This is a genomic window from Mycetocola saprophilus (genome assembly GCF_000718085.1).
GTDB lineage: Bacteria > Actinomycetota > Actinomycetes > Actinomycetales > Microbacteriaceae > Mycetocola > Mycetocola saprophilus.
On record NZ_JOEC01000002.1, the window covers coordinates 492722 to 507819 of the forward strand.

Annotated in this window: 19 protein-coding genes; 17 read left to right on the forward strand and 2 right to left on the reverse strand. The window is 64.3% G+C overall.

The window, feature by feature from the left end:
- Positions 1–2 precede the first annotated feature (2 nt).
- From rplR to rplQ, 16 genes are all read left to right on the forward strand, one after another.
- Positions 3–362 (forward strand): 50S ribosomal protein L18, encoded by a 360-nt coding sequence (gene rplR / locus IE92_RS0108135; RefSeq protein ID WP_030148002.1) that lies wholly within the window; start codon positions 3–5, stop codon positions 360–362.
- Positions 359–1084, forward strand: a complete 726-nt coding sequence (rpsE, locus tag IE92_RS0108140; RefSeq protein WP_030148003.1) for a 30S ribosomal protein S5 — start codon at positions 359–361, stop codon at positions 1082–1084. The genes rplR and rpsE overlap by 4 nt, the downstream gene beginning before the upstream one ends.
- Complete coding sequence (gene rpmD, locus IE92_RS0108145) at positions 1084–1266, forward strand: 50S ribosomal protein L30 (RefSeq protein ID WP_030148004.1); 183 nt, start codon at positions 1084–1086, stop codon at positions 1264–1266. The genes rpsE and rpmD overlap by 1 nt, the downstream gene beginning before the upstream one ends.
- The gene (gene rplO / locus IE92_RS0108150) at positions 1266–1850 is read left to right on the forward strand and encodes a 50S ribosomal protein L15 (protein ID WP_081863945.1); all 585 of its coding nucleotides are present in this window, start codon (positions 1266–1268) and stop codon (positions 1848–1850) included. Before rpmD ends, rplO begins: the two co-directional genes overlap by 1 nt.
- Before the next feature lie 161 nt (positions 1851–2011).
- Positions 2012–3334, forward strand: coding sequence for a preprotein translocase subunit SecY (gene secY, locus IE92_RS0108155; RefSeq protein ID WP_030148006.1), 1323 nt, complete (start codon positions 2012–2014; stop codon positions 3332–3334).
- The gene (locus IE92_RS0108160; protein WP_030148007.1) at positions 3331–3915 is read left to right on the forward strand and encodes an adenylate kinase; all 585 of its coding nucleotides are present in this window, start codon (positions 3331–3333) and stop codon (positions 3913–3915) included. Before secY ends, IE92_RS0108160 begins: the two co-directional genes overlap by 4 nt.
- Positions 3916–3960: 45 nt before the next feature.
- The gene (gene map, locus IE92_RS0108165) at positions 3961–4761 is read left to right on the forward strand and encodes a type I methionyl aminopeptidase (protein ID WP_051701687.1); all 801 of its coding nucleotides are present in this window, start codon (positions 3961–3963) and stop codon (positions 4759–4761) included.
- A gap of 140 nt (positions 4762–4901) precedes the next feature.
- Positions 4902–5780 carry an aminotransferase class IV gene (locus tag IE92_RS0108170; RefSeq protein WP_030148009.1) on the forward strand — a complete coding sequence of 293 codons (879 nt, stop codon included), beginning with the start codon at positions 4902–4904 and terminating at the stop codon, positions 5778–5780.
- Positions 5781–5952: 172 nt separating this feature from the next.
- Positions 5953–6174 (forward strand): translation initiation factor IF-1, encoded by a 222-nt coding sequence (infA, locus tag IE92_RS0108175; protein ID WP_030148010.1) that lies wholly within the window; start codon positions 5953–5955, stop codon positions 6172–6174.
- Between the two features lie 102 nt (positions 6175–6276).
- A complete protein-coding gene (locus IE92_RS0108180; protein ID WP_030148011.1) occupies positions 6277–7089 on the forward strand; it encodes a cupin domain-containing protein in 813 nt (270 codons plus the stop codon).
- A complete protein-coding gene (locus IE92_RS0108185; protein ID WP_156027469.1) occupies positions 7086–8078 on the forward strand; it encodes an AraC family transcriptional regulator in 993 nt (330 codons plus the stop codon). Before IE92_RS0108180 ends, IE92_RS0108185 begins: the two co-directional genes overlap by 4 nt.
- A gap of 206 nt (positions 8079–8284) precedes the next feature.
- Positions 8285–8398, forward strand: a complete 114-nt coding sequence (rpmJ, locus tag IE92_RS0108190) for a 50S ribosomal protein L36 (protein WP_030148013.1) — start codon at positions 8285–8287, stop codon at positions 8396–8398.
- A 171-nt stretch (positions 8399–8569) separates the two neighbouring features.
- Complete coding sequence (rpsM, locus tag IE92_RS0108195) at positions 8570–8944, forward strand: 30S ribosomal protein S13 (RefSeq protein WP_030148014.1); 375 nt, start codon at positions 8570–8572, stop codon at positions 8942–8944.
- Positions 8945–8986: 42 nt separating this feature from the next.
- On the forward strand, positions 8987–9385 hold the full coding sequence (gene rpsK / locus IE92_RS0108200) for a 30S ribosomal protein S11 (protein WP_030148015.1): 399 nt from the start codon (positions 8987–8989) through the stop codon (positions 9383–9385).
- 123 nt (positions 9386–9508) lie between these two features.
- Positions 9509–10501 carry a DNA-directed RNA polymerase subunit alpha gene (locus IE92_RS0108205; protein WP_030148016.1) on the forward strand — a complete coding sequence of 331 codons (993 nt, stop codon included), beginning with the start codon at positions 9509–9511 and terminating at the stop codon, positions 10499–10501.
- A 50-nt stretch (positions 10502–10551) separates the two neighbouring features.
- On the forward strand, positions 10552–11067 hold the full coding sequence (gene rplQ / locus IE92_RS0108210; RefSeq protein WP_030148017.1) for a 50S ribosomal protein L17: 516 nt from the start codon (positions 10552–10554) through the stop codon (positions 11065–11067).
- 76 nt (positions 11068–11143) lie between these two features.
- Here rplQ and IE92_RS0108215 read toward each other — a convergent pair whose 3' ends face one another.
- The gene (locus tag IE92_RS0108215; protein ID WP_030148018.1) at positions 11144–11881 is read right to left on the reverse strand and encodes a GTP pyrophosphokinase; all 738 of its coding nucleotides are present in this window, start codon (positions 11879–11881) and stop codon (positions 11144–11146) included.
- 164 nt (positions 11882–12045) lie between these two features.
- On the opposite strand from IE92_RS0108215, the gene IE92_RS0108220 reads away from it, so the two are divergent.
- Positions 12046–13071, forward strand: a complete 1026-nt coding sequence (locus tag IE92_RS0108220; protein WP_030148019.1) for a GNAT family N-acetyltransferase — start codon at positions 12046–12048, stop codon at positions 13069–13071.
- Between the two features lie 89 nt (positions 13072–13160).
- Here IE92_RS0108220 and IE92_RS0108225 read toward each other — a convergent pair whose 3' ends face one another.
- Positions 13161–15056 (reverse strand): acyltransferase family protein, encoded by a 1896-nt coding sequence (locus tag IE92_RS0108225; protein ID WP_051701686.1) that lies wholly within the window; start codon positions 15054–15056, stop codon positions 13161–13163.
- Positions 15057–15098 lie beyond the last annotated feature (42 nt).

A 15098-nucleotide genomic window follows, 5' to 3' on the forward strand; every position in this document is an offset into this window, starting at 1 on the left:
CCATGGCTGTAAAGTCAAAGTCGGCCGCTCGTAAGCGTCGCCACACTCGTCTGCGCAAGAAGGTCGTCGGCACCGAGCTGCGTCCGCGCCTGGTCGTTACCCGTTCGGCACGTCACGTGTTCGTTCAGGTGATCGACGACAGCAAGGGCCACACCGTGGCCTCGGCCTCCACCATGGAAGCCGACCTGCGTACCTTCGAGGGCGACAAGTCCGCTAAGGCTCGCAAGATTGGTGAGCTGGTTGCTGAGCGTGCCAAGGCCGCCGGCATCGAAGAAGTTGTATTTGACCGTGGCGGTAACCGCTACGCCGGTCGTGTTGCAGCGATCGCCGATGGAGCTCGTGAGGGTGGGTTGAACCTGTGACCGAGGCAAGCAAGGAGCAGACCGTGGCTACTGAAGAAGCCGTCGCCGAGAAGCCGGTTGAGACCGCTGCCGGCACCGACCAGTCGGGTCGTGGCAACGGCCGCGACAACAACCGCCGTGGCGGTCAGGGTGGACGCGAGCGTGGCCAGGGCCGCGACCGCAACAGCCGTGACGCCGAGAAGAGCCAGTTCCTGGAGCGCGTTGTTACCATCAACCGCGTGTCCAAGGTTGTGAAGGGTGGTCGTCGCTTTAGCTTCACCGCTCTCGTAGTTGTCGGTGACGGCAACGGCCTGGTAGGCGTTGGCTACGGAAAGGCGAAGGAAGTTCCCCTCGCTATTTCCAAGGGTGTCGAGGAGGCGAAGAAGAACTTCTTCCGCGTCCCGCGCGTTGGTTCGTCCATCCCCCACCCCGTCCAGGGTGAGGCCGCAGCCGGTGTTGTCCTGCTGCGTCCGGCCGCTGCCGGTACCGGTGTTATCGCCGGTGGTCCGGTTCGCGCCGTACTCGAGTGCGCCGGTATCCACGACGTTCTCTCGAAGTCGCTGGGTTCCAGCAACACCATCAACATCGTTCACGCGACCGTTGCCGCTCTGAAGCAGCTGGAAGAGCCCCGTGCTGTTGCAGCTCGTCGCGGCAAGTCGTATGACGAGATCGCTCCGGCGAAGCTGCTGCAGGTTGAGGCTCGCGCCGCAGCCGCCGCTGCCGCCGCAAAGGTAGGTGCCTAATGGCCAAGCTGAAGATCACTCAGATCAAGTCCAAAATTAGTGAGAAGCAGTACCAGCGCGACACCCTGCGTTCGCTGGGTCTGCGTCGCATCGGTGCCGTTGTTATCCGCGAGGACAACAAGCAGAACCGTGGCTACGTAAACACTGTTGCTCACCTCGTGAAGGTTGAGGAGGTCGACTAATGGCTGAGGAAAAGGCTGTAGCCGACGAGAAGAAGACTGCCGCTAAGGCACCCGCCGCGAAGAAGGCACCGGCTGCTAAGGCAACCGCCGCCAAGAAGCCGGCCGCCAAGGCAGCTGAGAAGAAGACCGAGGAGACCGCTGCGCGTCCCCAGGTCCTCAAGGTTCACCACCTGCGTCCCGCCGAGGGTGCCAAGAAGGCCAAGACCCGCGTCGGTCGTGGTGAGGGCTCCAAGGGTAAGACCGCGGGCCGTGGTACCAAGGGAACCAAGGCACGCTACCAGGTACGCCCCGGCTTCGCCGGTGGGCAGCTCCCGCTGCACATGCGCGCACCGAAGCTGCGTGGTTTCAAGAACCCGTTCCGGGTCGAGTACCAGGTTGTTAACCTGTCGACCCTGGCTGAGCTCTACCCCAAGGGTGGCGACGTAACCGTTGCTGACCTCGTGGAAAAGGGCGCAGTCCGCAAGAACGAGCTGGTGAAGGTTCTGGGCAACGGCGAGATCGCCGTGAAGCTGAACATCACCGTCGACAAGATCTCGGGCTCGGCCCAGGAGAAGGTCGTCGCCGCAGGCGGTTCGGTTAACTAAGTTCGGCAGATGAAATCCGCTTAAAATGAGCGGATTTCGGTCCGAAATTGCGAATTGGGTCCGATAATCGAGTAGATTCGATTATCGGGCCCTTTTTCGTAGGGTCCATCAGCAGGTAAGCAGAGTTCGCGCCGTGAGGCACGCAACCAGGAGGCTGTTTTTTGTTTAGTGCCGTCGCGCGGATTTTCCGCACTCCCGATCTTCGCCGCAAGATCGGATTCACGCTCGGGATCATCGCGATCTACCGGCTGGGTTCGTTCATTCCGGCGCCGTTTGTCGACTTCAAAAACGTCCAGGCCTGTCTGGTATCGGACCAGACCACCTCGGGTGCGTATGAGCTGATCAACCTGTTCTCGGGTGGTGCTTTGCTGCAGCTCTCGATCTTTGCGCTGGGTATCATGCCCTACATCACCGCGTCGATCATTACCCAGCTGCTGCGTGTGGTTATCCCGCACTTCGAAACCCTCTACAAGGAGGGCCAGACCGGCCAGGCCAAGCTGACCCAGTACACCCGTTACCTCACGATCTTCCTGGGTGTGCTGCAGTCCACCACCCTGATCACCGTGGCTCGTACCGGTGCGCTGTTTGGCAACACCGGCGTGCCCGCCTGTGAGAACCTGCTGACCACCGACACCTGGTACGCCGTACTGCTGATGGTCATCACCATGACCGCCGGTACCGGTCTGATTATGTGGATGGGTGAGCTGATCACCGAGCGCGGTATCGGTAACGGTATGTCGCTGCTGATCTTCACCTCGATCTCGGCCACCTTCCCCGCCGCCATGGGTTCGATCTGGTCCGCCAAGGGTCCGGAGATCTTCTTCATGGTGATCGCCGTGGGTATCGTCATCATGGCCCTGGTTGTGTTCGTGGAGCAGTCCCAGCGCCGCATCCCGGTGCAATACGCCAAGCGCATGGTGGGCCGCCGTACCTACGGTGGGAACAACACCTACATCCCGATCAAGGTCAACATGGCCGGTGTGGTCCCCGTGATCTTCGCCTCCTCGCTGCTGTACCTGCCCGCCCTGCTGGCTCAGTTCAACCAGCCCGCCGCCGGTCAGGACCCCGCCGCCTGGGTCACCTGGATCAACGATTACCTCACCAAGGGTGATCACCCGCTCTACATGCTTCTCTACTTCATGCTCATCGTTGGGTTCACCTACTTCTACGTTGCCATTACGTTCAACCCCGAAGAGGTAGCCGACAACATGAAGCGCTACGGGGGCTTCATCCCCGGCATCCGTGCCGGCCGCCCCACCGCCGAATACCTGGACTACGTGCTCACCCGCGTGACGCTGCCCGGTTCGGTTTACCTGGGTCTGATCGCGCTGATCCCGCTGATCGCGCTCGGCCTGGTTGGTGCCAATGCGAACTTCCCGTTCGGTGGCGCCTCGATTCTGATCATCGTTGGTGTGGGTCTGGAGACGGTCAAGCAGATCGACTCGCAGCTGCAGCAGCGTCACTACGAAGGGTTACTCCGTTGAGCCGTCTCCTCATTGTTGGTCCGCAGGGATCGGGCAAGGGCACCCAGGGTGTCGAAATCGCCGGTCTCCTGAACATTCCCGCGATTTCGACGGGCGACATGTTCCGGGCAAACATTGGTGGCGAGACCGAACTGGGTCTCAAGATCAAGGCAGTTATCGAAGCCGGCAACCTGGTGGACGACGCCCTGACCGGCGAGGTCGTGCGCGACCGTCTGTCCCAGGAGGACGCCGCTGCCGGTTTCCTGCTGGACGGCTACCCGCGCAACCTGGTTCAGGTTGCCGACCTGGACGCGTTCCTCACCGCCCGCGGTGAGTCGCTGGACCTGGTTGTTGAGCTGGTTGTTCCCCGCGAGGAGAGCATCACCCGCCTGGTGGCTCGCGCCGCCGAGCAGGGCCGCAGCGACGACACCGAAGAGGTCATCAGCAACCGCCTGAAGATCTACGAGGAGCAGACCACCCCGATCCTCGACGTGTACCGCGAGCGCGGTATCGTCGCCGAGGTCGACGGCGTGGGCTCGATCGCCGATGTGCTGGCTCGCATCACCGAGGTTCTGCGCGAGCGCGACCTGCTCGCGGCGTAGTTCGTGATCTTCCGCAGGAAAAACATCTATAAGACCCCGGAGCAGATGCGCCGGATGGTCGCTCCGGGTCTCGCCACGGCCGCATCCCTTGCGGCCGTGCGCGAGGCCATTCGGCCCGGCATCACCACGCTTGAGCTCGACGCCATCGCCGAGGCCGCAATCATTGCGGCCGGCGGTACGTCGAACTTCAAGCTGGTGCCGGGCTATCGGCATACCGTGTGTGCATCGGTGAACGCCGACGTGGTGCACGGCATCCCGAATGATCGCCCGCTAGAGCCCGGAGACATTCTCTCGATCGACTCCGGTGCGATCCTGGATGGCTGGAACGGCGACTCCGCCTTCACCACCGTGCTGGACAATTTCGCCGATCCCGAGCTCGTGGCCCTGCGGCGGCGGCTCAACGACGTCACCGAGGGCTCCCTGTGGGCCGGTATCGCCCGTTTGGCCTCGGCCAAGCACCTCAACGAGGTGGGGGCGGCGATCGAGGATCACATCGTCGCACAGGGCGGCGGACACGACTACGGGATCCTCGAGGATTTTGTGGGCCACGGCATCGGCCGCGACATGCATGAGGATCCGCCCGTCTTCAACTATCGGGTACGCGAGAAGGGTCCCGAGGTTCGCCCGGGGCTCGTGGTTGCGATCGAGCCGATGGTGGTTCGGGGCAAGATCGACACCATCATCCAGGACGATGAGTGGACGGTGACCACCGCCGATGGCGAGCCCGCCGCCCACTGGGAGCACAGCGTAGCCGTGCACCGGGACGGCATCTGGGTGCTGACCGCAGAAGATGGTGGGGCCGCCGGGCTCGCACCGTTTGGGATCACTCCGACTCCGATTCGCTAGGCGTGCCCGCGGCGCGTTGCCGGATCTGAGTCGCCCCGACTGGCTCCGCGGCTCACCGCCGTTATCCCAACCGAAACCCGGCCTCGAGGGAGGCCGGGTTTTTGTGTGCGCGGCGCGGGGCACGGGTTTATGGTGAATGCATGAGCGCAGTGTTTTTTCTTTCGCCCCTGGCCGCCGATGCACCCGAGCCCGAGGGTGGGTTCGCCCAGACCGTCCGTCCCACCGACGAGGCGGTCATCTCGCTGCGTGACGCGGGGATCGTGCGCGGGGACGGGATCTTTGAAACCCTGGGCGTCCGGAACCGTGCCGTGCAGGCCGAGACCGCCCACCTCACCCGGCTGGCCCATTCGGCGCAGCTGCTGGAACTTCCGGCACCCAACCTGAGCCAGTGGCGCGCGGCCCTGGCCATCGCCGCGGACACCCTGCCCGCCGAGGGAACCGGGTCGATCCGGCTGAGCCTGACCCGCGGTGTGCCGGGGGAGGGGCCGAGCGCGTGGCTGATCGCCGAGGAGGCGCCGGCGGATCTGCCCGAGCGACACAGCGGACTCGCGGTGGTCTCGCTCGAACGCGGCCTGTCCGTGCACGCGAGCGAGCACACCCCCTGGCTGCTGGCCGGCGCCAAGACCCTGTCCTATGCGATCAACATGGCGGCGCTGCGCGAGGCCAAGTCTCGCGGGGCCGATGACGTTCTGTTTATCTCGACCGAAGGCCTCGCTCTGGAGGGGCCGACCTCGTCGCTGCTGATCTATGTGGGTGGGGAGTTTGTTTCGCCGCCGCGCGATGAGGCGATCCTGGCCGGCACCACGGTGGATGCTGCCTTCGACTGGCTGCGCACCCAGGGATACACCTGCGTGTACCGCCAGATCCCGGCCGAGACGCTGAGTGAGATCGACGGCGCCTGGCTGCTCTCGAGTGTGCGGATGGCGGCCCCGATTCGGACGCTGGACGGGGTGCCCGTGACCCAGCAGCCCGAGCTGAATGAGTCCCTGGTGAACGCCCTGGTGGCGCGTACCCGATAGCGCATTCGGCTCCAAATGAGGGTCGGCATGATAACGCGCGGTGGCGCATCGTCGCGTAATGACATATTCTTGTTTCTTGGTGCGCTTTCGGCGTGCCCCGATTTGGGCGCATGAGTGCCCCGCTGGCTCGGAACGAGCCGATCGGACTTCGATACTGAGTGACAGTGAGGCTATGGCCAAGAAAGACGGCGTCATCGAGATCGAGGGCCAGGTTGTAGAGGCCCTCCCCAACGCGATGTTTCGAGTGGAACTGACCAACGGACACAAGGTCCTTGCCACGATCAGTGGCAAAATGCGTCAGCACTACATTCGCATCCTGCCCGAGGACCGCGTAATCGTAGAGCTGACGCCCTACGACCTGACGCGTGGGCGGATCGTCTACCGCTACAAGTAGTACGGATTTATCGGATGACACCAGCGGGGGCTGGTGTCATCCGTTTTTATAACGCTAGTCTGGGGGCTAGCCGGGTCACGGCCGGGCTAGGGGGGAGAAGAGATGTCCGACAGCACGGAGATCTGGAATTTAGGTACGCGCGGCTCGAATCAGCTGCAGCACCATCGATACCTGGGATTTGAGAGCGTTCCGCACTCATCCGGTATGCAACTGGGGGAGGGGCAGCGCCCCGAGGACTTCGTGTTCTCGCAGGATTCGGTTCGCATCGGCGGATATTTGTTTCGCCGCTTTGCGGTGACCCCGATCCTGCTGCATCGTCCGGCGACGCCGGACACCCACGAGAAGATGCTTTTTATCTATGTGCTCAGTGGCAAGCTTCGGCTGACCCAGGCCGGGAGGACCGTGGAGCTCGTGGCCGGTGAGAGCGCGATTGCCATCGGATGGCAGCCGTATCTGGCCGAGGTTGTCGAATCCGTGAGCGGCATCTCCGTCGCGGTGGACCGTGACGTGCTGGACTCCGGCGGAATCTCGTTTCCGCATGCCGTGCGTAAGGTTGTGGCCCCGGCGCTGCTCCCCTCGGGGATGGCCGGCTTTTTCCTGGGGCTTTTCGAGGCACGCCTCTACCCGCTGGGACTCGAGCAGGTCACCCGACTGTGCCGCGTCTTTGACTCGTTCCTGGTGGAGCTCCACCTCGGCTACGTCGAGGCCGCGCGCACCCCCGAGGAGCGGCTCGAAGAACAGCGCCACGCGATTCTCGAATACGCGTCCACCCAGCGAGGTACCGATTCCTTCTCGGTGGCCAACATCGCCGAGCACTATGGGATGTCCACGCGTTCGCTGCAGCGGCTGTTCCAGTCGGCACCGCGCAGCCTGCGTGATGAACTCCGCGACATCGCCGGACGGGAGATCTCGTGAGCGAGGCACGAAAAAGACTACTGAGTCCACACACGGCCGATAACTCCATCTCGGACCGCGCCTACTTTGGGCCCGAGGGGGTGGCGATGCTCGCCGCCTCGGATGGGGTCACGACCGGGGACGCCGAACACTTTGACCTGCGCACCCGGGTGGCACGGATCGGCTACTTCCGCATCCAGAGCATTCTCACCACCGCGCTCAACGTGTCCCTGGCCACCGATCACTACGATGCGCCGGACAAGGTGCGCTTCACATTCGTGCGTGAGGGTCGGCTGGAAATCGATCAGCGCGGCCGCCACGTGGTGCTGACGCCCGGGGACGCGGTGATCGGATTCGATACCGTCCCCGCCCAGATCGTTCTGCCCGAGCGCACCCGGTATGTGACCATCACCGTGGATCGCGAGCTGTTGTTTCCGGCCGGTCTGGCCGATGAGCGTCAGATGCGCTACATCCGACGCGACGAGCTGTTCAACGGGGCCACCGCCTCCTTCTTCGAGGCGCTGCTGCGTCCGGCGGCCTTTCCGCTGGCCCCGGTGGATGAGTTGCGGGTGAGCCGTACGATCACCAAGATGCTCAACGAGGTATTCGTGGCCACGCTGCCCAGCCAGGATTCGGTGGCCACCCGACGGGCCGAGGAACGCGCGGTGGTGCGGGGCTACATCGGAGCACACTTCACCCGGGCCGACCTCTCGGTGTCCTCGATTGCCGCGCACTACGGGATGTCCCCACGGTCGCTGCAGCGGCTCTACTCCGACTACGGCGAAAACGTCTCCAACGTGATTCGCAAGCGCCGGCTCGAGCACGCGGTGTCGATGCTGATGGATCGCCGCTTTGATGATGTCTCGATTGATGATGTGGCCATCCGCTCGGGATTTGCCGGGGCGAACCAGCTGCGGCGCGTGATGAACCAGGTCATGGAGCAGACTCCGACCCAGCTGCGCGCCGTGCACGGGGGCCGCGATGAGGGTGGCGAATCCGGTTCGGATTAGGAACTTTTCCGCGCCTCGCCCGCACGGGTCGGCGGGGCGAAACGCCCGGGTGGCGAAACGCCCGAAAATGCCGTAGTGTTGACCCTTGGTATTTTGTGTGCGTTTCGGCGTGCCTATTTCCGCCAGACCAGCGCCGATACTTTCATTGGTGCTGTAAGTAACGGCCCGGGATTTTCCGGGTACGAGGACAGCGAAAGAGAGTTGCCGTGAAGGTCAACCCCAGTGTTAAGCCCATCTGCGAAAAGTGCAAGGTGATTCGTCGTAACGGCCGCGTCATGGTCATCTGCGAGAACCCGCGCCACAAGCAGCGTCAGGGCTAATCAAGCTCGATCGGTTTTCCGATCATCCGGCCGCGGTAATGCGCGGCCACAGCAGTAACAGAATATATAGGCGTTTCCAAGAACTTCCCTCGTGGAAGGGACACCCCGGGTCGGAGGCCCGGGACCCCGGATTCGCCCCACACCTCCGCACTACTCCTAGGAGAAGCCAACATGGCACGTCTCGCCGGCGTTGACATTCCCCGCGATAAGCGCGTGGAAATCGCACTGACGTACATCTATGGTGTCGGTCACACCCGTTCGCTGCAGACTCTTGCAGCGACCGAGATCGACCTGAACATCCGAGTCAAGGACCTGACCGACGAGCAGCTCGTCGCTCTCCGTGACTACATCGAACAGAACTTCAAGGTAGAGGGTGACCTCCGCCGTGAGGTCGCCGCCGACATCCGCCGCAAGGTTGAGATCGGTTCCTACGAGGGTCTGCGCCACCGCCGCGGCCTGCCGGTCCGTGGTCAGCGCACCAAGACCAACGCACGTACCCGTAAGGGTCCGAAGCGCACCGTTGCCGGCAAGAAGAAGGCTCGCTAGGCCCTGCCAGCGCCCTCATAGGACCTAAGGAGATCATTCACAATGGCATCAACTAAGTCGGCTGCACGCAAGCCGCGCAAGAAGGAAAAGAAGAACGTCGCCGTGGGCCAGGCCCACATCAAGTCGACCTTCAACAACACGATCGTCTCGATCACCGACACCACCGGTGCGGTTATCAGCTGGGCTTCGTCCGGTGGAGTTGGCTTCAAGGGTTCGCGTAAGTCGACCCCGTTCGCCGCTCAGCTGGCAGCAGAGTCGGCCGCGCGCCAGGCTCAGGAGCACGGCATGAAGAAGGTTGACGTGTTCGTGAAGGGCCCGGGTTCGGGTCGCGAAACCGCCATCCGTTCGCTTCAGGCCGCAGGCCTCGAGGTTGGCTCGATCAACGATGTGACCCCTCAGGCTCACAACGGTTGCCGCCAGCCGAAGCGTCGCCGCGTTTAGTCCTTCCCTGGGCTGTGGCCGAGCGGTTCTCACGAACCGCTCGGCCGCGGATTCAGCACTGTACGTCAAAACCTCGCACACGCAAGTGTCATATAGCGGACACTTAGCCGAAAGGAACCAATAGTGCTTATTGCACAGCGCCCGACGCTCACCGAAGAGAACATTTCCGAGTTCCGCAGCCGGTTCGTTATCGAGCCGCTCGAGCCCGGTTTTGGTTACACGCTGGGTAACTCCCTGCGTCGCACCCTGCTGTCGTCGATCCCCGGAGCCGCCGTTACCAGCGTCCGTCTCGACGGCGTTCTGCACGAGTTCAGCACCATCCCCGGTGTGAAGGAAGATGTCACTGAGATCATCCTGAACATCAAGGGTCTGGTTGTCTCGAGCGAGCACGATGAGCCGATCACCGCTTACCTGCGTAAGACCGGTGCCGGTCAGGTTACCGCCGCCGACATCTCGGCTCCGGCCGGTGTCGAGGTTCACAACCCCGAGCTCGTCATCGCGACCCTGAACGAGAAGGCCAAGTTTGAACTTGAGCTGACCATCGAGCGTGGCCGTGGATACGTGTCCGCCGGTCAGAACCGCAACGAGTTCTCCGAGGCCGGTCAGATTCCGATCGACTCGATCTACTCGCCGGTTCTGAAGGTTACCTACCGCGTCGAGGCAACTCGTGCCGGTGAGCGTACCGACTTCGACCGCCTGGTGGTCGACGTGGAGACCAAGTCCGCCATCTCCCCCCGGGATGCCATCGCTTCGGCCGGCACCACCCTGGTAGAGCTGTTCGGTCTGGCTCGTGAGCTGAACACCGCAGCCGAGGGCATCGAGATCGGCCCCGCGCCGGTTGACGCTGTCCTGTCGAGCGAACTCTCGATTCCGATCGAGGACCTGGACCTGTCGGTCCGTTCCTACAACTGCCTGAAGCGCGAAGGCATCAACACCGTCTCGGAGCTGGTTGCTCTGTCCGAGACTCAGCTGATGAACATCCGTAACTTCGGTCAGAAGTCGGTTGACGAGGTACGCGACAAGCTCGTTGAGATGGGTCTGTCCCTGAAGGACTCGGTTCCCGGGTTCGATGGCGCTCACTTCTACTCGGGCTTCGAGGACGACGTAGCTAACTAACCTTCCCGTCGGTTCGCCGACGTCACCCTTTTTCTAACTGGAGTTTCAACATGCCTAAGCCTTCCAAGGGCGCCCGCCTCGGTGGCGGTCCCGCTCACGAGCGCCTGCTGCTCAACAACCTTGCCGCTGCGCTCTTCGAGCACAAGAGCATCACCACCACCTTCACCAAGGCCAAGCGTCTGCAGCCCGTTGCAGAGCGTTACGTGACCTTCGCGAAGCGTGGCGACCTGGCCGCACGTCGTCGCATGCTCGGTGTTATCACCGACAAGGGCATCGTGCACGAGCTGTTCACCGAGATCGCCCCGCAGGTTGCGGAGCGTAACGGTGGTTACACTCGCATCACCAAGATCGGGAACCGCAAGGGCGACAACGCCCCCATGGCAGTGATCGAGCTCGTTCTCGAGCCCGTCACCCCGAAGAAGAAGGCTGCCAAGCCGGCCGCCGAGAAGGCTGCCGCTCCGGTAGCCGAGGAGACCGTCGAGGTCGTCGCCGAGGAGACCCCCGTGGTCGCCGAGGAGACCACCGAGGTTGTGGCCGAGGAAGCCGCCGCCGAGGAGACCAAGTAGTCTTCGACTTCTTAATACGACGATGCCGCATCCCTTCGGGGATGCGGCATCGCCGTTTAACCGGGGTTCTCGGCGTCTATTCGCCGCGCGAGGTTTCCTCCAGGAGACCAGAGAAGAGCTTGCTGAGATTGGTGGCCTCGGTCAGCGCCGAGGTGTGCTCGGGCAGGGAGGGTGTGGCCGCGTCGATATAGCGGACCTGCTCGCGCAGCCGGAGCATCTTGCGGTCCAGGGCGGCGGCGGTTTCGGCGGCCTCCTTGAGCTCGGCCAGGACGTCGCTGGGGACATCCTTTTCGAACTTGTAGTAGATCTTGTGTTCCAGGCTCGCCCAGAAATCCATCGCGACGGTGCGAATCTGGATCTCCACCGGCACCGACTCCACCCGATCGGACAGGAACACCGGCACCTCAACCAGCACGTGCAGGCTCTGGTAGCCGTTGGGCTTGGGGTGTTTGATGTAGTCGCGCACCTCGATCACCGTCACGTCCTGCTGGTTGGTGATCAGGTCCGCGACGGTGTAAATATCGGGGACAAAGCTGCAGGTGATGCGGATGCCCGCGATGTCACGGACCTCGCGGCGCAGGGCCTCGACGGTGGGCTCGATGCCGCGACGCTTGGCCTTGTCGATGATGCTCGCCGGGGACTTAACCCGAGAGCTCACATGCTCGATCGGGTTGTACTCATGGACGTAGGTGAACTCGTCCCGCAGGATCTTGATCTTGGTCGAGATCTCGTCCAGGCCAAAGCGATAGGCCATCATCATCCGGGTCATCTCCTGGCCGAGAATCCTGCGTTCGGCGGGGGTGGGGAGGGGCATTCGTCTGACCTTTCGCTGGAAACCTGCTGACACGAGGCTATCGGCCGATCCTGCACGTGCGATCCATAAGGTGCACATAAAGAAGCCGCCGGCACCGGGTGCACGATCGGATACACCGCATTCGGGGCCTAGAAAATCCCCGCCGCCGAGCGTAGCCTGAAGGCATGAGCTCACAGCCGAGTTTGCGTGACCGCCTGGCGGAGCGCCCCGCAGTACCGGTGCCGAATCACCCGGACGTGGTGACCTGGCGCGCGGCCGGACCCGAGGATATCGACGCAATCTGGCGGCTCCAGCGGGCCGCCGACGAGATCGATAGTCCCGAACGACTGAGCCCACGCTCGGCGATCACCGAGACGTTTGAAACCTCGAACGTCGACCCGACCCGGGACACCCTGGTGGGCCTGGCCGAGAACGGCGAGTACGTGGCCCACGCGCTGTGCGTGGTCGCCGGCGGGCATGCGACACGGGTGCAGTCATATCTGTTTGGGGCCGTACATCCGCTCTGGCGGGGGCGCGGGATCGGCGGCGAGGTGCTGGCCTGGCAGCTGGCGCGCTCGGCCGAGCAGCTTGCCGAATACGACCTCGGTCTCCCCGGCTGGAGCATGCTCTACGCGGATGCGCACAACCCGGCGCTGCAGGCGCTGGCACGCACCCACGGACTCGTGCCGGAGCGCTACTACCAGGAGATGCGGCATCCGCTGGGCGCGCCGGTCACCCCGCTGGCCCCGCCCGAGGGGGTGCGGATCGTCAACTGTACCGAGGAGTACTACGACCGCACCCGGATCGCCCGCAACGATGCCTTCCGCGATAACTGGGGGTCCCAACCCAACACCAAGGAGCGCTGGAACCGGCTGGTTCGCGGCGGCCACTTCCGCGGAGATCTGTCGTTTGTGGCCCTGGCCAACGATGATGGGGGCAAACAGGAACGGGTGGTGGGCTTCGCGCTGAGCACGGTGACCGAACCGGCCGAGGACGCGCTGATCGAGCTGGTCGGCGTGATTCGCGATTGGCGCGGGCGCCGGCTGGCCCCCGCGCTGCTCACCCACCTGCTGAACGCCGGGGTCGAGGGGGATCTGCCGTCGGTGATCCTCGAGGTCGACTCGGCCAGCCCCACCGGTGCCAACACCCTGTATGCGGGGCTGGGGTTTGCCAGCGTCGGGGAGACCACGGTCTTTATTCGGGAGTATTAGACGGAATCGGGCGGGATCGATCGCTGACCAGCCGACGGCGGGCCGGAAAGCACCGCCCCGGAAGACGGCGGGCGAGACCGGCCGCGGGGCTAGGGGTGGGCGGGCTCGTGGCGTCGGTAGGACGGAGCCTCGGGCGGACCATCGGATTTTGCCAGGTTCTGGAGGGTGGTGTGCAGGGTCGCCGCGTAGAGGGCCCCGCCGCGGCTGCCCGGATGGATGCGGTCGGAGGCGAGGAGGTCACCCGCCTGGGGATCGATCGCCGTCGCCCAGTCGCAGAGCCCCACCCGGGGGTGCCCGGCCACGTAGTCGGCGAGGGTCTGATTGACTCCGGCGATCCACGGTCGCGGCGCATAGGCGTTCACCAGGACCAGGTGACGGCTGGGCCCCACGATTCCGGCGAGTCGATCCAGCTGGGGGCCACTGATCGTGGCGTTGGTGCCGAGTCCCACCACCACAACCGGGCGGAGGAGACCGGCCGAGGCCTGCTCCTGAATCAGATCCAGGCCCGCATTCATGTTGCGCGAGACCGCCGCATCCACGGCGATGCCCGGGAACGCCTCCTGCAGGGAGGGTGCCGCCGCGAGCATCACCGAGTCGCCGATCGCGCTCATCTCGGAGCCGTCGGCTAGCCCCTCGGGGGTGAGCGTGGGCTTCGGGGCAATCGGGCCCGGATAGCCGGACTTGAGGCTCTGCGCCCCCTCCTCGATCAGCTGCTGGGCGCTGCCCTGGGTCGGGGCAAACACCAGACCGGACACCCCCACGCCGGCGGCCAGGGCGGCGATAGTGACCAGCGAGGCCATCACGATCCGCGGCTTGGGGAATCGCCAGATGCGGGCGTGCAGCGCGCGCAGGTAGGGAAGGAAGCCCAGCTTACGAATCGGGTTCTCGACAAAGCGATAGGAGAGAATCGCGAGGACCACCGTGAGCGCGATGGCGACCAGTGCGAGCAGCGGCGAGGGCGCACCGGTGGTGGCCTGGCCGGGGAACGCGGCGATCAGCAGGACCAACAGCGGCCAGTGCCAGAGGTAGAGTCCGTAGGAGCGGGCACCGATATAGCGCAGGGGCGCCATATCCAGCACCCGGGACCAGATGCCCCCGGAGATGGCCGACCACACCAGCAGCACGGCGAGGACCGAGACCATCGGCAGGCCCCAGCGGAAGGTCGCGTGACCGCTCTCCCGCAGTCCCCAGACGGCAATCGCGATCGCGGACAGTGCGATCATGCCCACCAGGTCACGCTGCCAACTCGAACGTTCCATCCGCCGAAGAGCGTCCAGGGGTGCACGGGACTGGGCCACCAGGGCCGCCGCGAGGGTGGCCCCGATCAGCAGGCCGAAGCTGTGGCTGTCGGTGCCGTAGTAGATCCGGGTGACGTTTGCGCCCATCGCGGTCAGGGCCCACATCCAGCCCATCCCCGCGAGCGTGCCCGCGGCCAGCAGGCCCACGCGCAGCCAGGGCCGACGAATCAGCAGCAGCGCCAGCAGCAGAATCGGCCAGATCAGATAGAACTGTTCCTCGACCGAGAGCGACCAGAGGTTCCGCAGCAGCTCGGGGGTCGTGGTGTCGAAGTAGCCGTTTCCGGTGGCCAGGGCGACCCAGTTATAGGCGAATGTGGCCGCGCCGAGGACCTGCGTGCGCAAGCCCACCAGCAGATCACCGTGGATCAGGGGAGCGAGCGCGGTGGCGGTTCCCACCACGAGGACCAGCGCGGGCAGGAGCCGGCGCGCACGCCTCAGCCAGAAGCGACCCAGCCGAATCCGTCCGGTACCGGCATGCTCGCGCAGCAGCAGCGTGGTGATCAGGAAACCACTGATCACAAAGAACATGTCCACCCCGATAAACCCGCCGGGGGCCAGGGCCGGGGCCGCGTGATACACGATCACCAGGATCACGGCGATGGCCCGCAGACCGTCGAGTCCGGGCAGGTGAAAACGTCCGGCCGCCGTGGCGGTGGGGGTGGGGCTGAGGGTGGGTGCGCTGCTCATATCTCCTTCCAGAGTAGACAGGTCCCTCCGACAGGGCCGAAT